The organism is Streptomyces varsoviensis (assembly GCF_000718635.1).
Lineage (GTDB): Bacteria > Actinomycetota > Actinomycetes > Streptomycetales > Streptomycetaceae > Streptomyces > Streptomyces varsoviensis.
The window spans coordinates 1-22,151 of the sequence record NZ_JOBF01000003.1; the positions used below are offsets into that span (position 1 = coordinate 1).

Annotated in this window: 17 protein-coding genes; 13 read left to right on the top strand and 4 right to left on the bottom strand. The window is 73.4% G+C overall.

Translation table 11 applies throughout. The features are described from left to right. Window positions 1-322: 322 nt before the first annotated feature. The 6 genes from IF55_RS04740 (at window position 323) to IF55_RS04765 (ending at window position 10,660) form a co-directional block, all read left to right on the top strand. Complete coding sequence (locus IF55_RS04740) at window positions 323-1,858, top strand: leucyl aminopeptidase (RefSeq protein WP_030883843.1); 1,536 nt, start codon at window positions 323-325, stop codon at window positions 1,856-1,858. A gap of 448 nt (window positions 1,859-2,306) precedes the next feature. After that, entirely contained in the window at window positions 2,307-3,695 is a 1,389-nt protein-coding gene (gene lpdA, locus IF55_RS04745) for a dihydrolipoyl dehydrogenase (protein WP_030883845.1), read from the top strand. Between the two features lie 49 nt (window positions 3,696-3,744). Next, the gene (gene sucB, locus IF55_RS04750) at window positions 3,745-5,517 is read left to right on the top strand and encodes a 2-oxoglutarate dehydrogenase, E2 component, dihydrolipoamide succinyltransferase (protein WP_030883847.1); all 1,773 of its coding nucleotides are present in this window, start codon (window positions 3,745-3,747) and stop codon (window positions 5,515-5,517) included. 204 nt (window positions 5,518-5,721) lie between these two features. Next, window positions 5,722-6,345 (top strand): GntR family transcriptional regulator, encoded by a 624-nt coding sequence (locus tag IF55_RS04755; RefSeq protein WP_030883850.1) that lies wholly within the window; start codon window positions 5,722-5,724, stop codon window positions 6,343-6,345. A gap of 157 nt (window positions 6,346-6,502) precedes the next feature. Further along, on the top strand, window positions 6,503-9,178 hold the full coding sequence (aceE, locus tag IF55_RS04760) for a pyruvate dehydrogenase (acetyl-transferring), homodimeric type (protein ID WP_030883858.1): 2,676 nt from the start codon (window positions 6,503-6,505) through the stop codon (window positions 9,176-9,178). A gap of 273 nt (window positions 9,179-9,451) precedes the next feature. Continuing rightward, on the top strand, window positions 9,452-10,660 hold the full coding sequence (locus IF55_RS04765; protein ID WP_030875750.1) for a helix-turn-helix transcriptional regulator: 1,209 nt from the start codon (window positions 9,452-9,454) through the stop codon (window positions 10,658-10,660). Window positions 10,661-11,293: 633 nt separating this feature from the next. On the opposite strand, the gene IF55_RS04770 is transcribed toward IF55_RS04765, so the two are convergent. Further along, on the bottom strand, window positions 11,294-12,226 hold the full coding sequence (locus IF55_RS04770) for an SDR family oxidoreductase (protein WP_030875752.1): 933 nt from the start codon (window positions 12,224-12,226) through the stop codon (window positions 11,294-11,296). Window positions 12,227-12,462: 236 nt separating this feature from the next. Between IF55_RS04770 and IF55_RS04775 the strand changes: the two genes are divergently transcribed. Then, the gene (locus tag IF55_RS04775) at window positions 12,463-12,990 is read left to right on the top strand and encodes a DUF4240 domain-containing protein (protein WP_030875755.1); all 528 of its coding nucleotides are present in this window, start codon (window positions 12,463-12,465) and stop codon (window positions 12,988-12,990) included. 94 nt (window positions 12,991-13,084) lie between these two features. Here IF55_RS04775 and IF55_RS04780 read toward each other — a convergent pair whose 3' ends face one another. Further along, window positions 13,085-13,573 carry a GNAT family N-acetyltransferase gene (locus IF55_RS04780; protein ID WP_030875757.1) on the bottom strand — a complete coding sequence of 163 codons (489 nt, stop codon included), beginning with the start codon at window positions 13,571-13,573 and terminating at the stop codon, window positions 13,085-13,087. 72 nt (window positions 13,574-13,645) lie between these two features. On the opposite strand from IF55_RS04780, the gene IF55_RS04785 reads away from it, so the two are divergent. Together IF55_RS04785 and IF55_RS04790 are read left to right on the top strand one after the other, a co-directional pair. Beyond that, window positions 13,646-14,554, top strand: coding sequence for a TIGR01777 family oxidoreductase (locus tag IF55_RS04785; RefSeq protein ID WP_030875760.1), 909 nt, complete (start codon window positions 13,646-13,648; stop codon window positions 14,552-14,554). 389 nt (window positions 14,555-14,943) lie between these two features. Beyond that, the gene (locus tag IF55_RS04790; RefSeq protein ID WP_030875762.1) at window positions 14,944-16,266 is read left to right on the top strand and encodes an NAD(P)/FAD-dependent oxidoreductase; all 1,323 of its coding nucleotides are present in this window, start codon (window positions 14,944-14,946) and stop codon (window positions 16,264-16,266) included. A 56-nt stretch (window positions 16,267-16,322) separates the two neighbouring features. On the opposite strand, the gene IF55_RS04795 is transcribed toward IF55_RS04790, so the two are convergent. Then, on the bottom strand, window positions 16,323-17,885 hold the full coding sequence (locus IF55_RS04795; RefSeq protein WP_030875765.1) for an NsdA family TPR-like regulatory protein: 1,563 nt from the start codon (window positions 17,883-17,885) through the stop codon (window positions 16,323-16,325). A gap of 241 nt (window positions 17,886-18,126) precedes the next feature. On the opposite strand from IF55_RS04795, the gene lipB reads away from it, so the two are divergent. The 4 genes from lipB (at window position 18,127) to IF55_RS04815 (ending at window position 21,179) form a co-directional block, all read left to right on the top strand. Then, window positions 18,127-18,909 carry a lipoyl(octanoyl) transferase LipB gene (lipB, locus tag IF55_RS04800; protein ID WP_030875767.1) on the top strand — a complete coding sequence of 261 codons (783 nt, stop codon included), beginning with the start codon at window positions 18,127-18,129 and terminating at the stop codon, window positions 18,907-18,909. A 117-nt stretch (window positions 18,910-19,026) separates the two neighbouring features. Beyond that, window positions 19,027-19,980 (top strand): lipoyl synthase, encoded by a 954-nt coding sequence (gene lipA, locus IF55_RS04805; RefSeq protein ID WP_030875769.1) that lies wholly within the window; start codon window positions 19,027-19,029, stop codon window positions 19,978-19,980. A 271-nt stretch (window positions 19,981-20,251) separates the two neighbouring features. Then, window positions 20,252-20,488 carry an SCO2195 family GlnR-regulated protein gene (locus IF55_RS04810; protein ID WP_030875772.1) on the top strand — a complete coding sequence of 79 codons (237 nt, stop codon included), beginning with the start codon at window positions 20,252-20,254 and terminating at the stop codon, window positions 20,486-20,488. 10 nt (window positions 20,489-20,498) lie between these two features. Then, window positions 20,499-21,179 (top strand): DUF4191 domain-containing protein, encoded by a 681-nt coding sequence (locus tag IF55_RS04815; RefSeq protein ID WP_030875774.1) that lies wholly within the window; start codon window positions 20,499-20,501, stop codon window positions 21,177-21,179. Window positions 21,180-21,382: 203 nt separating this feature from the next. Here the strand turns inward: IF55_RS04815 and IF55_RS04820 are convergent, their stop codons facing one another. Further along, the gene (locus IF55_RS04820; protein WP_030875777.1) at window positions 21,383-21,850 is read right to left on the bottom strand and encodes an RDD family protein; all 468 of its coding nucleotides are present in this window, start codon (window positions 21,848-21,850) and stop codon (window positions 21,383-21,385) included. Window positions 21,851-22,151: the final 301 nt, after the last annotated feature.

Sequence of the window (22,151 nt, forward strand, 5' to 3'; positions counted from 1 at the left end):
AGCTGGAGGAGGTTGAGGACATCCCCCACCCCCGCCCACGCACCCACCGTCCGCCCCCGCCCAGCCTGTCCGGCGATTGAGGACCGGGGTCCGGGGCGGAGCCCCGAGTAAGCCCGTCAGGGGGCACCTCCCAGCGGTAGCTGGGGGAGGTTGAGGGCCGGGGCCCGGGGCCCAGGGCTTCCCCGCGAGGGGCATGGTGGGGCGAAGGCACCCACAGGTGACGGGCCCGGCAAGACCGGGAGTTAGGCTCGCGGCAAGCTCCTGGCGGCCGGTCACCATCCACCGACCGGCCGAACTCAACGGAAGTAGGGACCCCACCACCGTGACTGCACTGACTCTCAGCACCTCCAGCGCCGCGACGCTGCGCGCCGACGCCCTCGTCGTCGGTGTGGCGAAGGGCCCGAAGGGCCCCGTCTTGGCGCCCGGCGCGGAAGCCGTGGACAAGGCGTTCGACGGCAAACTGGCCTCCGTCCTGGAGGCCCTCGGCGCCGGCGGCGGCGAGGGCGAGGTGACGAAGCTGCCCGCACCGTCCGGTGTGAAGGCCCCCGTCGTCCTCGCGGTCGGCCTCGGCGAGGCCCCGGCCAAGGGCGAGGACTTCGACGGCGAGGCGCTGCGCCGGGCCGCGGGCTCCGCCGCGCGCGCCCTGGCGGGCACGAAGAAGGGCGCGTTCGCGCTGCCCGTCGAGGGCGCCGCGGATGTCGCCGCCATCGCGGAGGGCGCGCTGCTCGGCGCGTACGCCTTCACCGCCTACCGCAACGGCAACGGCAAGAACGGCAAGGGCAGCAAGGACGACAAGAGCGCGCCGCTCGCCGAGGTCGCGATCCTCGGCGGCAAGCCGCGCGACAAGGCGCACAAGGCCGCGGCGGACCGCGCCATCGCGCTGGCGGAGGAGATCAACCGCGCCCGCGACCTGATCAACACGCCCTCCAACGACCTCACCCCGAAGTCGTTCGCCGCCGCCGCGCAGGCCGCCGGCAAGGAGCACGGCCTCACGGTCGAGGTGCTGGACGAGAAGGCGCTGGCCAAGGGCGGCTACGGCGGTCTGATCGGCGTGGGCCAGGGCTCCGCCAACCCGCCGCGGCTGGTGAAGATCGCCTATACGCACGCCAAGGCGAAGAAGACCGTCGCGCTGGTCGGCAAGGGCATCACGTACGACTCGGGCGGCATCTCGCTGAAGCCGGCCGGGCACAACGAGACGATGAAGTGCGACATGAGCGGCGCGGCCGCCGTGTTCGCCGCGGTCGTCAGCGCCGCCCGGCTCGGTCTCCAGGTCAATGTGACCGGCTGGCTGGCGCTGGCCGAGAACATGCCGTCGGGCACCGCGACCCGCCCCGGCGACGTGCTCACGATGTACAGCGGCAAGACCGTCGAGGTGCTCAACACCGACGCCGAGGGCCGGCTGGTGCTCGCCGACGCGATCACCCGCGCCTCGGAGGAGAAGCCCGACGCGATCGTGGACGTGGCGACGCTGACCGGCGCGATGGTGGTGGCCCTCGGCGACCGCACGTTCGGGATCATGGCCAACGACGACGCCTTCCGCGCCTCGCTGCACGAGATCGCGGAGGAGGTCGGCGAGCAGTCCTGGCCGCTGCCGCTCCCCGCCGAGCTGCTCAAGGGCATGGACTCGCCCGTCGCCGACCTCGCGAACGTGGGCGGCCGGATGGGCGGCGGCCTGGCCGCCGGGCTGTTCCTCCAGGAGTTCGTGGGCGAGGGCATCACCTGGGCGCACCTGGACATCGCGGGTCCGGCGTTCCACGAGAGCGCGCCGTACGGCTACACCCACAAGGGCGGCACCGGGGCCTCGGTCCGCACCCTGGTGCGGCTGGCCGAGCGCACGGCCGACGGCGACCTCGGCTGACGGTCCGCGTCGCTGTCCGTACGGCCCCGGGTTCCGCGCCCGGGGCCGTACGGACGTCCGGCCGCCCCCGCTCGCCGCGGGCTCGCGCTGTCCGTCGTGCCGACCGTCGTGCCATCCGCCGTGCCGTCCGTCGTACTGTTCGCCGTGCGGCTCGTACTGTGCGTCGTTCCGTGCGTCGTTCCATTCGTCGTTCCGTTCGTCGTTCCGTTCGTCACGTTCGCCCTCGACGAAATCCGTACGTCCGCGCGCCGGAGCGACCTCGGGGAGGGCCGATCCGCCGCCCCCGACACCGGCCCGGCGTCCCGCCTCCCATCAACAAGTGCGAAGATGTTGTCACGGCAGGACAGGGCCCCCTTACACCCAGGGCCGATCTAGAAGCGGCCGAACAACAGCCGCCGCCCGGTCACCGACGACCGGCTACGGCGTATCCATGCATGGAGGACGTGACGTGGCGAACGACGCCAGCACCGTTTTCGACCTAGTGATCCTCGGAGGCGGTAGCGGCGGTTACGCCGCTGCCCTGCGCGGAGCGCAGCTTGGTCTGGACGTCGCCCTGATCGAGAAGAACAAGCTCGGCGGCACCTGCCTGCACAACGGCTGCATCCCCACGAAGGCTCTGCTGCACGCCGGCGAGATCGCCGACCAGGCCCGTGAGGCCGAGAAGTTCGGCATCAAGACGTCCTTCGAGGGCGTCGACATCGAGGGCGTGCACAAGTACAAGGATGGCGTGATCGCGGGCCTCTACAAGGGTCTGCAGGGTCTCGTCGCCAGCCGCAAGGTGACCTACATCGAGGGCGAGGGCAAGCTGTCCTCGCCGACCTCGGTGGACGTCGCCGGGCGGCGGGTGGAGGGCCGCCACGTCCTGCTGGCGACCGGCTCCGTGCCGAAGTCGCTGCCCGGCCTGGAGATCGACGGCAACCGCATCATCTCCTCGGACCACGCGCTGACCCTGGACCGCGTCCCGAAGTCCGCGATCATCCTGGGCGGCGGCGTCATCGGCGTCGAGTTCGCCTCGGCGTGGAAGTCCTTCGGCACGGACGTCACGGTCATCGAGGGCCTCAAGCACCTCGTCCCGGTCGAGGACGAGAACAGCTCCAAGCTGCTGGAGCGGGCCTTCCGCAAGCGCGGCATCAAGTTCAACCTCGGCACCTTCTTCGACAAGGCCGAGTACACCGCCGACGGCGTCAAGGTGACCCTTGCCGACGGCAAGACCTTCGAGGCCGAGGTGCTGCTGGTGGCGATCGGCCGCGGGCCGGTCTCCCAGGGCCTGGGCTACGAGGAGCAGGGCGTCGCGATGGACCGCGGCTACGTCCTGGTCGACGAGTACATGCGCACCAACGTGCCGACCATCTCGGCCGTCGGCGACCTCGTCCCGACCCTCCAGCTCGCGCACGTCGGCTTCGCCGAGGGCATGCTGGTGGCGGAGCGGCTGGCCGGTCTGAAGACCGTGCCGGTCGACTACGACGGTGTGCCGCGGGTCACGTACTGCCACCCCGAGGTCGCCTCCGTCGGGATCACCGAGGCCAAGGCCAAGGAGATCTACGGTGCGGACAAGGTCGTGGCCCTGAAGTACAACCTCGCGGGCAACGGCAAGAGCAACATCCTCAAGACCTCCGGCGAGATCAAGCTCGTCCAGGTCAAGGACGGCGCCGTCGTCGGCGTCCACATGGTCGGCGACCGTATGGGCGAGCAGGTCGGCGAGGCGCAGCTCATCTACAACTGGGAGGCGCTGCCGGCCGAGGTCGCGCAGCTCGTCCACGCCCACCCGACGCAGAACGAGGCGCTCGGCGAGGCCCACCTGGCCCTGGCCGGCAAGCCGCTGCACTCGCACGACTAAGTCCCGAGCGCACCACCATCCGCACTTTTCGTAAGGAGCAACCGAAACCATGGCGGTTTCCGTAACCCTGCCGGCGCTCGGCGAGAGCGTGACCGAGGGCACCGTCACCCGCTGGCTGAAGGCCGAGGGTGAGCGCGTCGAGGCCGACGAGCCTCTGCTGGAGGTGTCGACCGACAAGGTCGACACCGAGATCCCCGCGCCGGCCGCCGGTGTGCTCGCCTCCATCAAGGTGGCCGAGGACGAGACGGTCGAGGTCGGCGCCGAACTGGCGATCATCGACGACGGCTCCGGCGCCCCGGCGCAGGAGGCCGCGCCGGCCGCCGAGCCCGCACCGGCGGCTCAGCCGGAGCCCGCCGCGGCCCCGGCCCCGGCCGAGGCGCCCGCCGCCCCCGCGCAGGAGGCCCCGGCCGCGTCCGGCGGCTCCGCCGAGGGCACCCCGGTCACGCTCCCCGCGCTGGGCGAGTCCGTGACCGAGGGCACCGTGACCCGCTGGCTGAAGGCCGTCGGCGAAGAGGTCGCCGTCGACGAGCCGTTGCTGGAGGTGTCGACGGACAAGGTCGACACCGAGATCCCGGCGCCCGTCGCGGGCACCCTGCTGGAGATCGTGGTCGGCGAGGACGAGACCGCCGAGGTCGGCGCGAAGCTCGCCGTCATCGGCGCCGCGGGCGCTGCCCCGGCCGCCCCCGCCGCTCCGGCCGCGCCCGCCCCGGCGGCCGCTCCCGAGCCCGCCCCGGCTCCGGCCCCGGCCGAGGCGCCCGCCGCCCCCGCCACGTCGGCCCCGCAGGCCCCCTCGGCCCCGGCCCCGCAGCAGGTCACCACCCCGGCGCCGGACCCGGCCCCGGCCGCTCCGGCCCCGGCGCCCGCCGCCCCCGCCGCTCCGGCTCCGGCCGCCGCGGCGACCGGTGAGGCGGACGGCGCGTACGTCACGCCGCTGGTGCGCAAGCTGGCCTCCGAGAGCGGCGTGAACCTCGCCGAGGTCAAGGGCACCGGCGTCGGCGGCCGTATCCGCAAGCAGGACGTCATCTCCGCCGCCGAGTCCGCCAAGCAGCAGGCTCCGGCCGCCGCTCCGAAGGCCGCCGCCGCTCCGGCGCAGCCGTCGGCGCTGCGCGGCCAGACGGTGAAGATGTCCCGTATCCGCAAGGCGACCGCCAAGCACATGGTGGAGTCGCTGAAGGTGTCGGCGCAGCTCACGACCGTGGTCGAGGTGGACGTCACCAAGATCATGCAGCTTCGTGCCAAGGCGAAGAACAGCTTCCTCGCGCGGGAGGGCGTCAAGCTCTCGCCGATGCCGTTCTTCGTCAAGGCCGCCGCCGAGGCGCTGAAGGTGCACGCGTCGCTGAACGCCAAGGTGAACGACGACGACACGATCACCTACCACGACGTCGAGAACATCGGCATCGCGGTGGACACCGAGAAGGGCCTGTTCGTCCCGGTCATCCACGAGGCGGGCGACCTGAACCTGGCCGGCATCGCGAAGAAGACCGCGGACCTGGCCGGCCGGGTGCGCGAGGGCGGCATCAAGCCGGACGAGCTGGCGGGCGGCACCTTCACGGTGACCAACACCGGTTCGCGCGGCGCGCTGTTCGACACCCCGATCCTGAACCAGCCGCAGGTCGGCATGCTCGGGATCGGCGCGACGGTCAAGCGTCCGGTCGTCGTCACGACGCCGGAGCTGGGCGAGACCATCGCCATCCGCGACATGGTCTACCTGGCCCTGTCGTACGACCACCGGCTGGTGGACGGCGCCGACGCGGCCCGCTTCCTGGGCACGCTCAAGGCCCGTCTGGAAGGCGGCGAGTTCGAGGGCGACCTCGGCCTCTGAGGTTGACAGCACCGTATGGAGGGAAGGCCCCGGCTCAGCGAGCCGGGGCCTTCCCCGTGGTCGGACGTTGTCGACGGAACTCGCGAAAGCAGCCGCGAGCGGCCCGTCATAGGCCCCCGCGAGCCGCCGCAAGCCGCCGTGACCCGCCGGATACTTCCGGGAGAGAAGAATGGCCGCCGACCGGCGCGCCCCGAAGGAGCACTCATGACCCCGCCCGTCGTCCACTCGCTGCGTGAGCAGATCCGCGAGCACATCCTCAAGGGGATCGTCAGCGGCCGCTGGCAGCCCGGGGAGCGGATCGTGGAGCGGCGGATCGCCGTGGAGCTGGAGGTGAGCCAGACGCCCGTACGGGAGGCGCTGCGCGAGCTGGAGTCGCTGCGGCTGATCGAGTCGGCGCCCAACAAGGGCGTCCGGGTGCGGAATCTGACCGCCACGGACCTCAAGGAGAGCTATCCGGTGCGGGCCGGGCTGGAGCGGGTGGCCGCGGAGCTGGCCGCCGAACGGCTGGCGGCGGACCTCTCCGCGCTGGAGCGGGAGGTCGCGGCGCTCCGCGAGGCCGACCTGGCGGACGACGGCGAGGCGCAGGTCCGGCACACGGTGGCGTTCCACCGGGAGATCGTGCGGGCGGCCGGGAACAGCGTGCTGCTGCACACCTGGGAGTCGCTGGGCATCGAGGTCTGGACGACACTGTCGATCCGCTGGCTGAGTCCCGAGCCGCGCTCGTACGCCGACGATCACCAGGAGCTGGTGGACGCTTTCCGGCGGCGTGATCCGCTCATCGGAGACGTGCTCACCACGCATGTGCTGTGCTGCGCCCCGCAGCTCTGACACCGGGTGCCATAAGCCGCGACACCCCGTGCCACCTGGGGTTTTTCTTTTGACGAACCGTTGATCGATCATCGATCAGAGGCGTATCGTCGATCGTGGGCGCAACCCCTGCCTGCCGCCCCTCCACCTCTCTTTCGTCCGGAAAGGGGCCCACCCCATGCCCGACCCCGTGCGCCAGTACAGCCAGCTCGACCAGCTCCCGGACGCCGATCCCGAGGAGACGGCCGAGTGGGGCGAGTCGCTCGACGCCGTCACCACCGCGGCAGGCCCGCACCGCGCCGCCCGCATCCTGCGCAGCACGCTGGAGCACGGCGAGCGCGCCGGCCTCGGGCTGCCCCCGCTGCTGGAGAGCGAGTACGTCAACACCATCCCCACCGCCGCGGAGCCCGACTATCCGGGCGACGAGGAGATGGAGCGCCGGATCACCGCCTACAACCGGTGGAACGCCGCCGCGATGGTGACCCGCGGCAGCGCCCTCGGCCTCGGCGGCCACATCGCCACGTACGCCTCCGCCGCCTGGCTCTACGAGACGGGCTTCCAGCACTTCTTCCGCGGCAAGGACGACGCGGCGTCCGGCGGCTCCGGCGACCAGCTCTACCTCCAGGGCCACGCCTCCCCCGGCATCTACGCCCGCGCCTTCCTCGAAGGCCGCCTCACCGAGGGCCAGCTCGACCGGTTCCGCCAGGAGGCGGGCGGCGACGGCCTGCCTTCCTACCCGCACCCCCGGCGGCTGCCCTGGCTGTGGGAGTTCCCGACCGTCTCCATGGGCCTCGGCCCGCTCTCCGCGATCTACCAGGCGCGCTTCAACCGCTATCTGGAGCACCGCGGCATCAAGGACACCTCCCGCTCCCGCGTCTGGGCGTTCCTCGGCGACGGCGAGATGGACGAGCCCGAGGCCACCGCCGCGCTCGCGCTGGCCGGCCGCGAGGGCCTGGACAACCTCACCTTCGTCATCAACTGCAACCTCCAGCGCCTCGACGGCCCCGTCCGCCCCAACTTCAAGATCGTGCAGGAGCTGGAGGCCCAGTTCCGCGCCGCGGGCTGGAACGTCGTCAAGTCCCTGTGGGGCGCCGCCTGGGACGACCTCTTCGCCCGCGACACCGACGGCGCGCTCGTACGCCGGCTCCGCGAGACGCCGGACGCCCAGTTCCAGACGTACGCGACCCGCGACGCCGGATACCTGCGCGACCACTTCTTCGGCGCCGACCCGGCGCTGCGGGCCATGGCCCAGCAGCTCACCGACGCCAAGCTGCTGGAGCTGTTCCAGAGCTCCCGCGCCGGCCACGAGCCGCGCAAGGTGTACGCCGCCTACCGCGCCGCCGTGGAGCACAAGGGCGCGCCGACGGTGATCCTCGCGCAGACCATCAAGGGCCACACCCTCGGCACGGGCTTCGAGTCGCGCAACGCCAACCACCAGATGAAGAAGCTCACCGGCGAGCAGTTCCGCGACATGCGCGACCTGCTCGGGCTGCCCATCCCGGACAGCGCGCTCGCCGACGGCCCCGTGCCGTACGCGCACCCCGGCGAGAACTCCCCCGAGATGGCCTACCTCCGCGAGCGCCGCGCCGCGCTCGGCGGCCCCTCCCCCGCCCGCAAGGTCACCGCGAAGCCGCTGCCCGAGCCGTCCGCGAAGCCCTTCGAGGCGCTCCAGAAGGGCTCCGGGACCCAGGAGATCGCCACCACCATGGCGTTCGTCCGGCTCGTCAAGGACCTGATGCGGGAGAAGGAGACCGGCCGCCGCTGGGTGCCGATCGTCCCCGACGAGGCCCGCACCTTCGGCATGGAGTCGCTCTTCCCGTCCGCCGGGCTCTACTCCCCCAAGGGCCAGACGTACGACCCGGTCGACCGCGACCAGCTCCTGTACTACAAGGAGGCCAAGGACGGTCAGATCCTGAACGAGGGCATCACCGAGGCCGGTTCGCTGGCCGACTTCACCGCCGCCGCGACCTCGTACGCGACGCACGGCGAGCCGATGATCCCGTTCTACATCTTCTACTCGATGTTCGGCTGGCAGCGCACGGCCGACCAGTTCTGGGCGCTCGCCGACCAGCTCGGCCGCGGCTTCGTCATCGGCGCCACCGCGGGCCGCACCACGATGACGGGCGAGGGCCTCCAGCACGCCGACGGCCACTCGCACCTGATCGCCTCCACCAACCCGGCGGCCATCTCGTACGACCCGGCGTTCGCGTACGAGGTCTCCGTGATCGTCCGCGAGGGCCTGCGCCGGATGTACGGGCCCGAGGCCGAGAACGTCTTCTACTACCTGACCGTCTACAACGAGACGAAGGTCCAGCCCGCCATGCCCGAGGGCGTGGAGGAGGGCATCCTCAAGGGCCTCTACCGCTACCAGGAGGCCCAGGGGCTCCCCGAGGGCGCGCCGCGCCTCCAGTTGCTCGCCTCGGGCACCGCGATCCACTGGGCGCTCGACGCGCAGCGGCTGCTCGCCGAGGACTGGGGCGTCGCCGCCGACGTCTGGTCCGCGCCCTCCTGGACCGAGCTGCGCCGCGAGGCGCTGGACTGTGAGGCGGCGGCGCTGCGCGGCGAGGAGCGCGTCCCGTACGTCACCCAGGCCCTGCACGGCGCGCCCGGCCCGGTCGTGGCCGTCAGCGACTGGATGCGGGCGGTCCCGGACCAGATCGCGCCCTGGGTCGAACAGGACTGGACCTCCATCGGCACGGACGGCTTCGGCCTCTCCGACACCCGCGAGGCCGCCCGCCGCCACTTCGGCGTCGACCCGCAGTCGGTCGTCGTCTCCGCCCTGGCCGCACTCGCCCGCCGCGGCGAGGTCAAGGCATCCCTCGTCAAGGAGGCCGCCGAGCGCTACGGGCGCTGAGCCCCTCCCCCATACGGCGGCCGGGCCCGCCTGTCCCGGTACTCGCGCGCCGGGGGGCGTACGCCCGCCGCCGGCCGGGGGGGCGGGGGCCCGCCGCCGGCCGGGGGGCGGGGGCCCGCCGCCGGCCGGGGGGCGGGGGCCGTACAGGCCCAAGCCCGGCCGCGGGCGCCGGCTCCTGTACGGACCCGGATCCGGACCCGGACCCGGCCGCGCGCTCCGCCCGCCGACTGCAGCCGGGGGCCGACTGTCAGTGGGGCTCGGCATGATGGCGGCATGCGTGCTGCCCGGCTCATCACGATGGTGTTGTTGCTCCAGTCCCGGCCCGGGATGACGGGGGCCGAGCTGGCGCGCCGCCTGGAGGTCTCGGAGCGCACGGTCGCGCGGGACGTCCTCGCGCTTTCCGAGGCCGGCGTGCCCGTCTACGCGGACCGCGGCCGTACGGGCGGCTACCGCCTCGTCGGCGGCTACCGCACCCGCCTCACGGGCCTGGGGCGTACGGAGGCCGAGGCGCTGTTCCTGTCCGGAGTCCCCTCGGCCCTGCGCGAGATGGGCCTAGCCGACGCCGCCTCCGCCGCCCGGCTGAAGGTCTCGGCCGCCCTCCTCCCCGAACTGCGCGACGCGGCGGCCGGCGCCGCCCAGCGCTTCCACCTCGACGCCCCCGCCTGGTTCCACGAAGCCGAACCCCCCGCCCTCCTGCCCGCCATCGCACACGCCCTCTGGCACAACCGCCGCCTCACCACCCGCTACCAGCGCGGCAACACCGAAGCGGAACGCGAACTGGAACCGTACGGCCTCGTCCTCAAGGCAGGCGTGTGGTACTTGGCGGCGCGTGTGGCGGATGGGGACGGGGAGGGGGCGGGTGGGGGCCCTGGGGCGGGAGGTACGGGCGCGCCGGGCTCCGGCCCGGCGGCCGGGGCGGTGCGCGTGGCGGACGGCGGCGGGGAAGGGACGGGCACGGGCTCCGGCCAGGGAGGTACGGGCGCGGGCTCCGGCGCGGCGGCCGGGGCGGCGCGTGTCGCGGACGGCAGCGCGGAGGGTACGGGCGCGGGTCCTGGCGCAGGGGTGTCGGGGCGGCGGGAGTTCCGTGTCTACCGGGTGGACCGGTTCACGGCGGTCGCGAGCGGGGAGGAGCGCTTCCAGCGCTCCGAGGCGTTCGACCTGCCCGCCTTCTGGGAGGAGCGGGCCGTCGAGTTCGCCCGCTCGATCCTGCGGGACCGGGTGGAGGTGCGCCTCACGCCGGACGGCGCCCGCCAGCTCCCGTACGTGACGGACCAGCTCGCCGCCCGCGAGGCGCTGGCCGCGGCCGGGGACCCCGACGAGCAGGGGCGGATCACCGTGACCCTGCCCGTCGAGACGGTCGACGTCGCGTACTCCCAACTGCTCGGCCTGGGGCCGGAGGCCGAGGTGCTCGCACCCGCGGCGCTGCGCGAACGCTTCGCGCGGGCAGCACGCGAAATGGCCGCCCGGTACGGGGCGCGTTGATCCGCCATGTGCTCTGCGGCCCGCTACGAGCCCCGGCCCGGCGGCCGACGGCGATCAGCCGCCACGCCCGGCCGCGAAGGCCGCGGAACCCTTGCCCAACGGCCAACAGCCCTGGCCCCCGGGGGTACGCGGACGCCCCGGTCGGGTGGCCGACCCCGCCGGGCGCCGCGACCGGCTGGGCAGGGCCGAGCCCCCGGCCGCCCATCACGGGCCGTCGAGGACCGTACGGCACGCGGCGCCTCACACCGGACACCACGACCGGACGGGGCGGGCCGAAGCGTGGGCCGCCCGCTACGGGCCATCAAGGGCCGTACGGCGCGCGGCGCCGGGCGCGTGCCCGCACGGCACGAGTCGGGGCCACACAGCGCGCGGCAGGGGCAGGGCCGAAGCCCGACCGCCCGTCACAAACCGTCGAGGACCGTAAGACGCGCGGCGCCGGGCACCGGGCACCGGACGCCGCGACCGGACGGGGCGAGCCGAAGCGCCAGCCGCCCATCACGGGCCGCCAAGGACCGTACGGCGCGGCGCCAGGCACCGGTCAGGCGCACACAGCGCGCAGCCCACGGCGCCGGGCGCGGGGCCCGTGCCCCGTGCGGCACAGGTCAAGGCCACACAGCGCGCCGCAGGCGACCGTCAGCGGTAGTCGGCGGCGGTGGCGGCCTTGCCGCCGAAGACGACGTCACGGAAGTACGCCATGGCGTCCGGCTGCGAGCCGTCGGTGTCCGTGAAGCCGTACACCCTGGCCATCTGGCCGCTGGAGACGGAGGCGCCGTTCCAACGCGCCCGCCCGGCATCGGCGGCGAGGGCGGCGACGGCGCGGCCGATCAGGGCGGGCGACTCGGCGATGGCGAAGTGCGGTTCCCGCTCCACGGCGTCGCGCCAGGTGGCCTCGGTGACGCCGAAGTGGTCGAGCATCTCCTCGGAGCGCAGGAACCCCGGCGTGATGGAGAGGGCGGTGCCCCCGTACTCCTTCAGTTCCTCGGCGAGGCCGAAGGCCATCCGGTGCGGGGCGGTCTTGGCCAGGTCGAAGGGGAGGTTGCCGCGGTAGGTCTTGTTGAACTCGGCGGTGCCGTCGGTGACTTCGACGACCAGGCCGCCGGGGTCGCGGATCAGCAGCGGCAGCGCGCAGTGGCTGGTGATGAGGTGGGCGTCGATGCCGAGCCGGAGCATCCGCAGCCCGTCCTCGATCTTCACCTCCCAGATCCGCTTGTCGAACTCCAGCAGGTGGTCCCCGCCCCAGACGTCGTTGACGAGGATGTCGAGCCGTCCCGCTTCCCGGTCGACGCGCTCGACGACCGCCTTGACCTGCGCCGGGTCCAGGTGGTCGGTCGCGACGGCGATGCCGGTGCCGCCGGCCGCCGTCACCAGTTCGGCCGTCTCCTCGATGGTCTCGGTGGGCCGGCCGACCTCGCTGACGCGGGTCCGGGTGGTGCGTCCGGTCGCGTAGACGGTGGCCCCGGAGCGGCCCAGTTCGACGGCCATCGCGCGGCCCGCGCCGCGCGTCGCCCCCGCGACCAGGGCGACCTTGCCGGCCAGGGGGCGCGCCGCTGCGTCCTGTGTGCTCATGTACGTATGTCCTCTCGCTCCGCCGGTTGGCTACGGGCCGACCCTGACAGCGATACCGGACACCTTCTGTCGTCTTTTCGGCTCGCGCCCGCACGGGTACGTTCGCCGTTCGATCTGAGACCGGATCAGTACCGCTTGCCGTCCTCTTGCCGTCCTCGAACGGCCGGTAACGACACAGTCGCATCTGGGCCGCTCCGCGTGCGTGGCCCGGCCCCAGGCCCGATGCTGGTGCCGTGATGGACGAGACGGAGTTCTGGTCGTTGATCGACGCCACCCGCCAGGCGGCCGACGGCGACCCCGAGGACCAGGCCGACCTGCTGATCGAGCGGCTGACGCAGCTCGATCCGGACTCCGTGCTGTACTTCGCGCGGCACTTCGAGGCGCGCTACAACCGCGCGTACCGCTGGGATCTGTGGGGCGCGGCCTGGGTGCTGCTGGACGGGGCGGACGACGAGGTCTTCGACTGCTTCCGCTGCTGGCTGATCGGGCAGGGCCGGGAGGTCTTCGAGGGGGCGCTGCACGAGCCGGACGACCTGGCCGACCTGCTGGAGGAGTTCGACGATCGGGTCGACGGGGACGGCGAGGACCTGGGGTACGCGGCCGACGAGGCGTACGAGCAGTTGACCGGCGCGGAGTTGCCGGACCTGGGGCTGCCGGAGCCGCCCTCGGAGCCGCTGGGCAGCCCGCTGGACTTCGAGGACGAGGCGGCGATGGCGGAACGGTTCCCCAAGCTGTGGGAGGGCCGCGACCGGCTGGGGGCGTGAACCACCACGGGCTACAGGCGTGAACCACTACCGGCGGCGGAGGCGAACCACTCCCCGCCGGGGTCCGGAGCCCTCCCCTGCAGGCAGCCGAAAGCTACAGCGCCCGCGCCATCAGCACATCGTCCACGTACTCCCCGCCCACCAGGAACTCCCCCCGCAGCACGCCCTCCACGGCGAACCCCTCCGACTCGTACAGCCGCCGCGCGGGCGTGTTGTGGCCGAGCACCCGCAGCGTGAGGCGGACCGCGGCCTGCCGCCGGGCCTCGTCGGCGGAGGCCCGCAGCAGGGCGCGGGCGACGCCGCGCCCGCGCGCGGTCTCGTCGACGGCGAGCCCCTGTATCTGCCGCACGTGCGCGTTGGAGGGCAGCGGGGTCGCCGGTACGAGGCGCAGATAGCCGGCGACGCGCCCGTCGAGTTCGGCCACGAGGATGTACTCGGGCAGGTTTCCGGCCGTGAAGAACGGCCCGTACGGCGGCTTCGGCGGCGCCATCACGGAGTGCACCGGCGACCAGGTCCGGCGGTCCAGCTCGGCGAGGGCCGCGTCGTCGGAGAGGACGGCGGGGCGGATGATCGGCTCGGGCATGCGGGTCACTGTGGCACAGGCGGCGGGTGCCGCGGCGGGAATTAACCGCCTGCCGACGGGCGCGGGGGCAGGATGACCGGCATGCGGATCGCGATCACCGGTTCGGCCGGGCTCATCGGTACGGCGCTCGTACGCTCCCTGGAGGCGGACGGCCACCACGTGGTGCGGCTGGTGCGGCGCGCGCCCCGCGCGGCGGACGAGGTCGAGTGGGACCCGATGCGGCAGCGCGTCGACGCGGACGGGCTCGCCGGGTGCGCGGCCGTCGTGCACCTCGCGGGCGCGGGGCTCGGCGACCGCCGCTGGACGGACGCGTACAAGAAGGAGCTGCGCGACAGCCGGGTGCTGGGCACGGCCGCCGTCGCGGAGGCCGTGGCCGCCCTCGACGAGCCGCCGCGGGTGCTGGTCAGCGGTAGCGCGATCGGCTTCTACGGGGACACCGGGGACCGCGCGGTCGACGAGGACCACCCGCCCGGCGACGGCTTCCTCGCGGACCTCTGCCAGGAGTGGGAGGAAGCCGCCGGGGCGGCCGTGGAGGCGGGCGTACGGACCGTCTACGCCCGTACCGGCCTGGTCGTCTCCCGCGCGGGCGGCGCCTGGGCACGGCTCTTCCCCCTCTTCCGGTACGGGCTCGGGGGACGCCTGGGCGACGGCCGGCAGTACTGGAGCTTCATCTCCCTGCACGACCACGTCGCCGCCCTGCGCCACATCCTGGACACCGGGACGCTGTACGGGCCGGTCAACCTCACCGCGCCGGCGCCCGTCACCAACCGCGAGGTGACGCGGGCGATGGGGCGGGTGCTGCGCCGCCCGACGCTGTTCACCGCGCCCGCGCCCGCGCTGCGGCTCGCGCTCGGCGAGTTCGCGACGGATGTCCTGAGCAGCCAGCGGGTCCTGCCCCGCAAACTGCTGGACTCGGGTTTCGCGTACGCGTTCCCCGGGATCGAGGAGACGCTGCGGGCGGCGCTGGCGGAACGGGGCTGACGGCGGCCGGACCGGGAGGCGCGCGGGCCGCCCTCCGCCGTCGGTGCCGCGGAGCCCCGGCCGGGGGCCGTACCGCGCGCCTCCCGCGTCGGTCGTACGCCGTGGCCAGGCCGGCCCGCCGACGTGCCGGTACGCGCCGCGCGGCGTCGGCGCCGCCGCCGTGCGACCGGCGTGCGACCGTGCACTGTCCGTGCGCGACTGCCGCGAAGGGGTTTTGTCCCTACCGTCGAGGCAACTCACGCATCCCCGCCATTGGTTGGGGGCATCAGGCCACCGAGTGAGCGGACCGACCTCGGGGAGGGCACGTGCTCGACCGTGCACGAAATTCCGCGAACCCCATCGATGCCGACGGCGCCCCGGATGCCGTCGATGCCGCTGGCACCCACGGTATGGATGACGCCGCCGTCGACGCCGTCGATGTCGTCATCGTGGGCGCCGGGCTCGCCGGCCTGTCGGCGGCCCAGCAGCTCACCAACGCCGGAGTAACAGTCACCGTCCTGGAGGCCGCCCCTTACGCCGGGGGCCGCACCACCACGGAGACGGTGGACGGCTTCCGCCTGGACCGCACCGGAGCGCTGCTCAACACCGCCTATCCCGAGCTGCTGCGCACCCCCGGTCTGGGGGCGCTCACGCTGCGGCCCTTCGCGCCGGGCGTGCTCGTCCACCACGACGGCGGCAGTCTGCGGACGGGCGCGCCCCGCGGTGCGCGAAGCGCCCGGAGCACGCGGGGCGCACTGACGACAGCGCGCGCCCTGGCGCGCGCGCCCCGCGCGGGCGGCCTCGACCAGGCGCGCATAGGAGCCGCGCTGTCCCGCTTCGCGACCCTGTCCACCGACCGGCTGCTCACCCGCCCCGACCGGCCCACCGCCGAGACCCTGGCCGGGCGCGGCCTCTCGCCCCGCACCGTCGAGAGCTTCCTGCGGCCGCTGCTGGTCTCGCTGCTCGGCGACCCGGACCTCACCACGTCCAGCCGCGTCGCCGACCTGGTGCTGCGCGGGTACGCGCGCGGCCGGCTGTGCCTGGCCGCCGGCGGGGCGGGCACCATCCCCGAACTGCTGGTCGCGGCGCTGCCGCCCGGTACGGTCCGGACGGGCGTACAGGCCAAGTCGGTGTGCACCACGTCCGTCTCCACCGCCGGCCACGGCGACATCCGCTGCCGCTCCGTCGTGGTCGCCACGGGGGCGCGCGCCGCCGCCGAACTCATTCCGGGTCTGCGGCTTCCCGCGTTCCACCCCGTCACGGTGGTGCACCACGCCGCCGACGCCGCGCCGCCGCACGGGCCGGCGCTGATCCTCGCCGCCGACGGGAGCGGGCCCGTCGCGCACACCATGGTGGCCGGCGAGGTCGACCCGGCCCGTACCCCGCCCGGCCGGACGCTGATCACCTCGACGGTCCTGGGCGCCGCCGCGGCGCTGCCGACCGCCGAACTCGACCGCGCGGTCCGCGCCCAACTGGCCGCCGTCTACGCCACGTCCACCACCGGGTGGCGGCTGCTGGCCGCGTACCACGAGCCCGACGCGATCCCCGCCATGACCGCGCCCCACGACCTCCGCCGCCCGGTGCGGCTGCTCTCCGGGCTGTACGTATGCGGCGACCACCGCGACACCAGCACGGTGCAGGGCGCCCTCTACTCGGGCCGCCGAGCCGCCCGCGCGGTCCTCCACGACCTGGGCGTCGCCACCGACGAATCGCCGAGGCTGCGGGCGGCGTAGCCCCCCAGGGGCGGCTCCGCTCCGGGAGCGGCGCGCCCCAGGGGCGCGCCCGTCCCCTACCCCATCGCGGCGACCCGCTCGCGGTATCCGCGTACGGCCGCGGCGTCCCGGTACGGCTCCAGCCTCCGTTCGAAGTCGCGCACGTACTCCACCGCGCGGGCCGACCGCATCTCGGAAGCCTGCTGCGCCGCCTCGGCGCCCAGCACGCACGCCTGCTCCAGCTCGCCGAGCCCCAGCCGCGCGGAGGCCAGCACCACCCGGCAGAACAGCCGGCTGCGGGCGAACCCGGCGCCGCGCAGTTGCAACGACCGTTCGGCGTGCAGCGCGGCGGCCCGGTACTGCTGCAAGTCCCGGTAGCAGTGGCCGAATTCGTCGGCGAGCTGCCCCTCGTCGAAGAACCGCGCCCAGTACGGCACGTCGTCCCCCGGCCGCGCCGTCTCCAGCGCCCGTTCCGCCCGCGCGAGGGAGGCGGTGCACGCCCGTACCTCGCTCAGCACGCCGTGCCCGCGCGCCTCCACGGCGTGCAGCAGGGCCTGCACCACGGGCGGCGCGCCCGACCCCACGCCCTGCTGGGCGACGCGCGCCAGTTGCACGGCCTCCCGGCCGTGTCCCAGATACACGGCCTGCCGGCTCATGGTGGCCAGCACGTAGCTGCCGTAGGCCCGGTCCCCGGCGGCCTGGGCCAGCCGCAGCGCCTGGACGAAGTACCGCTGCGCGAGCCCGTGCGCGGCGATGTCGTACGAGGTCCAGCCCGCCAGCCGGGTGAGGTCGGCGGCGGCGGCGAACAGCCGCCGCCCGGTGGCCTCCCCGTACGCGCCGCGCAGCATCGGTTCCACTTCGTGTTCCAGATAGCGCACGAGCGCCTGGCGCGCGTGGCCGCCGCCGTAGGCGTGGTCGAGGGTGCGGAAGAGGTCGCCCACCGACCGCAGCGCGGCGACGTCGCCCATCGTGACGCGGGCGCCGGGGCCGCGCTCGGTCTGGCGCTGCCGGGATACGGGCCCCCGGCCCTGTGCGGGCACGCGCGGCGCTTCGCCGACGGCCCCGGGGGTCTTGCCGCCGGCGGGCGCGGGCACACCGCCGGCGCTCGCGCCACCACTGGGAGCACTGGCCCCGGCGGCTCCGGTCCCGGCCGCGCCACCACCCGCTCCGCGCGCCCCCGGGTCCCCTCTCGCCACCCGCTCGTCGGGGCGCCCGATGAGCCAGTCCCGGCTGGGCACCACCAGCCCGGCCGGGGTGAAGGCGATCTTCCGGAGTTCGGTGTGGCTGCCCGAGTCCTTGCGCCACAGCCCGCTGACGATGTCGACGGCCTCCTCGGGCGACGCGGCGAACTCCAGCCCCGCGTACACCGGCGCGCAGGCGTCGAGCCCCATGTCCTGCGCGGAGAGCCGCCGCCCCAGCCGCCGGGTGAAGACCTCGGCGATCAGCGCGGGGGTGGTGCCGCGCGGCTGCTGTCCCCGCAGCCAGCGCGTCACGGATGTCTTGTCGTACCGCAGATCGAGCCCGTGTTCGAGCCCGAGCTGATCAACCCGGCGCGCGAGCCCCGCGTTGGAGAAGCCCGCCTCGGCGATGAGCCCGGCGAGCTGACGGTTGGGGGTGCGGTGCGGGGGTCGTTCCGTCATCAGCCTGTCGGTCTCCCTGATCGCCCTCTGGAACGGCGCGAATTTAGCGGCAGTCTTGGCCCTGATCGCCACCTTCGCCCCGCATTCATCCGATCGTGTGAGCACAGCGGACGGTCGGTCGCGGGCCCTTCGCACCGCCTTCCCGCCGCCTCCCGCCCCGGCCGCCGTCCGCGCTGTCAGCGCCCCGCCGTACAGTTGCAGAGCGCGATGGCTGCAAGACAAGGTTCGAAGAGGAGCTGCCGTGAGTGAGCTGCGCTTTGTCCACCTGGGCTTCGGGGCGGACGCCGTCGAATACCAGGAGGCCTGGCAGGAGCAGCGCCGGGTCCACGCCGCCCGCTTCGCGGACGAGATTCCGGACACGTGCCTGCTGCTGGAGCACCCGGCGGTCTACACAGCGGGGCGGCGCACGGCCGACAACGAGCGCCCCCTGGACGGCACCCCCGTCATCGACGTGGACCGCGGCGGCAAGATCACCTGGCATGGCCCCGGCCAGCTCGTCGGCTATCCGATCCAGAAGCTGCCGCGCCCGGTGGACGTGGTCGCGCACGTACGCCGCCTGGAGGACGCGCTCATCCGGGCCTGCGCGGAGTTCGGCCTGGAGACCACCCGCGTCGAGGGCCGCAGCGGCGTCTGGGTGCTGGGCGACCCGGTCGAGGAGCGGCCGGCCGCGGGCGGGCTCTCCCTGGACTTCGACCCGCGCCTGGCGGACGAGGAGTTCGACCCCCGGCTGAACGGCCCGGAGTACGCGCCGTCCAACGCCGGGCAGCGCCGCGAGGACCGCAAGCTGGCCGCGATCGGCATCCGGATCGCCAAGGGCGTGACGATGCACGGCTTCGCGCTGAACTGCAATCCGGACAACACCTGGTTCGACCGGATCGTGCCGTGCGGAATCCGGGACGCGGGTGTGACGTCGCTCTCCAACGAGCTGGGCCGCGAGGTCACCGTCCCCGAGGCCGTCCCCGTGATCGAGAAGCACCTGCGGGACGTCCTACAAGGGGCGGAGTTGCTCCCCCGGGCCGTCTAGCGGGAATGCGCCCCCCAGCGTCGGAGGTTGGTTCGGGCGTAAGAGCGTAAGTAGTACGGGCGTACTCTAGGGTTCGCCGACGAATCGAATGCCGTACAGCAAAGGGGAGTACCGGACGTGTCCGCTGTCGCACCCGACGGACGCAAGATGCTGCGCCTGGAGGTCCGGAACAGTCAGACCCCCATCGAGCGCAAGCCGGAGTGGATCAAAACCCGGGCGAAGATGGGCCCCGAGTACACCGAGCTGCAGAAGTTGGTGAAGACCGAGGGCCTGCACACCGTGTGCCAGGAGGCGGGCTGCCCCAACATCTTCGAGTGCTGGGAGGACCGCGAGGCGACCTTCCTCATCGGCGGCGACCAGTGCACCCGGCGCTGCGACTTCTGCCAGATCGACACCGGCAAGCCGCAGGCCCTGGACGTCGACGAGCCGCGCCGGGTGGCCGAGTCCGTACAGACCATGGGGCTGAAGTACGCCACGATCACCGGCGTCGCGCGCGACGACCTGGAGGACGGCGGCGCCTGGCTCTACGCCGAGACGGTGCGCCAGATCCACGCGCTGATGCCGGACACCGGCGTCGAGCTGCTGATCCCCGACTTCAACGCGGTACCCGAGCAGCTCGCCGAGGTGTTCTCGTCGCGCCCGGAGGTGCTCGCGCACAACGTCGAGACGGTGCCGCGGATCTTCAAGCGCATCCGCCCCGGCTTCCGCTACGAGCGCTCCCTGGACGTGATCCGCCAGTCCCGCGCGGCCGGGCTGGTCACGAAGTCCAACCTGATCCTGGGCATGGGCGAGACCCGCGAGGAGGTCAGCGAGGCCCTGCGCGACCTGCACGAGGCGGGCTGCGAGCTGATCACGATCACGCAGTACCTGCGCCCCTCCCCCCGGCATCACCCGGTGGAGCGCTGGGTGAAGCCGCAGGAGTTCGTGGAGCTGAAGGACGAGGCCGACGAGATCGGCTACGCGGGCGTCATGTCCGGCCCGCTGGTCCGCTCCTCGTACCGCGCCGGCCGCCTCTACCAGCAGGCCATCGACCACCGGACCGCCGCCCCGGCGGCCGCCAAGGCGAGCTGACCCCGCTCTCCTCCGGCTCCCCCGCCCCCACGCCGCACGGCAGTACTACGCGGCCCGTACGACCCGCAAGAGCGCGCGATCGGACGGGCCGCGTCAACGTTTCATAGGTGTTTGACCAACAGGTCATCCGTTGGTAACACCGTTCAGTGACGATGTAAGCACGCACGGTCCCGCGCGATACCCGTACTTCCCCGCACAGCCCCCGTACGTCCCCGTGCACCTCCGCACCTCCCCATACATCCACATCCAGGCTCCCGAGGGGGACCCCGACATGCAGGCCGCGCCCGTACGCGCCTCTTCCGCTCCGCCGCCCGCGCTCTCCGTACGCCCGCCGTCCGTGACCGACGCCCTGCGCGCCCTGGAAGGGCTGCTCCTGCGCGGCGGACAGCGCACAGCCCGCCGAAACGCCTGGACCGCCGTGCTGGAGGACCGGCGCCGGGCCAAGGACCGGCGCGAGGCACAGCACGTACTGGAGGCCGTGGCTGCCCCGGGCCCACAGGCCACGTAAACTTCGCTGTATGGCGAGGAAGGAAACATCCGAGAACCCCGGGCGACTGAAGCAGATCGCTCTGACCTACAAGATGACCAAGAAGGCCGACCCCAAGGTCGGGCTTGTCGTCGCGGCTGTGGGAATCGTCACCTTCGGTGTCCTCCTCGCCATCGGCTTCTGGATCGGTCACCCGATCTACCTGGGCATCCTGGGCTTCCTGCTGGCCTTCCTCGCGATGGCGATCGTCTTCGGGCGGCGCGCCGAGCGGGCTGCCTTCGGGCAGATGGAGGGCCAGCCGGGCGCGGCGGCCGCGGTGCTGGAGAACATCGGCCGCGGCTGGACGACGACCCCGGCGGTGGCGATGAACCGCAGCCAGGACGTCGTGCACCGGGCGGTCGGCAAGGCGGGCATCGTGCTCGTGGCCGAGGGCAACCCCAACCGGGTCAAGTCGCTGCTGGCCGCCGAGAAGAAGAAGATGGCCCGCATCGTCGCGGACGTGCCCGTACACGACGTGGTGGTGGGCGACGGCGAGGGCCAGGTGCCGCTGAAGAAGGTCCGTACGACGCTGCTGAAGCTGCCGCGCGTACTGCCGGGCGCGCAGGTCACGGTGGTGAACGACCGGCTGCGGGCGCTCGGCGACCTGATGAGCAACATGCCGATGCCGAAGGGGCCGATGCCCAAGGGCATGCGGATGCCGAAGGGCCGCTGAGGCGGCCGGGACGCCGGCACGAGCAGGTCACGGCCACTACCTACGGCCACTACCCACGGCCGCTACCCACCGGCAGCACGAACGACAGAAGAACGACGGCAGAACGACGGAAGAACCAGAAAAGGGCGGCCCGGGATATCCGGGCCGCCCTTTGACGCGTTGACGAGCCGTCTCGCGCCGCCCCCCGGGGGGGCCGGCTTCGATCAGATCCGGACCTGAACGGCGCGGGCGAGCTTGTCGTGGAGGCCGCGGGAGTCGCGGTCCCAGATGACGGCGGGGATGACGAGGACGAGCAGGACGCTGCGCAGCGCGACGCGGGGCAGCGACAGCCGGCCGCCGCCCTCGCCGACGACGCGCAGGCCGAGGAGGCGCTTGCCGGGGGTGGAGCCGACCGTGCCGACGGTGAGCAGGCTCAGTACGAGAAAGACGAGGAGCGCCCAGTTGCCGGCGCGCTGCGCGCTGCCGTCGGCGAGGAACGCGTAGGCGATGAGCATGCACAGCGCCCAGTCCACGCACAGGGCCCCGACGCGCCGGCCCAGCGAGGCGAGGGAGCCGGGCCCGTCCTTCGGCAGCCCGAGCCGTTCGCCCCGGTACCCGAAGTCGACGCCCATGTCCTCGGCGGCCGCGCGCGGCCCGGAGAGCCACGATCCGATTGCTTGCCTGTTATCCACAGGACCACGGTACTGCGGCCGCGTATGTACGTGCCGCTCCGGGTCGGGTAGCCGCCCACGCGGCCCCGGCCCGGGGCGTACGGCCGGGGCGGCGGGGCACGGCCCCGGCCAGGACATACGGGCACGATGCGCGACCAGGGGCATACGGGCGCAGCGTCCGGCCAGGGACACACAGGCACTACGTCCGGCCAGGGCATACGGGCACGACGCGCGGTCCGGGCGTCAACGGGGGCACCGTCCGGTTAACCTCGGCGAAACAAATGGGTCATGCTTGGGAAATGCCGCCTGCCTAGGGTCGGGC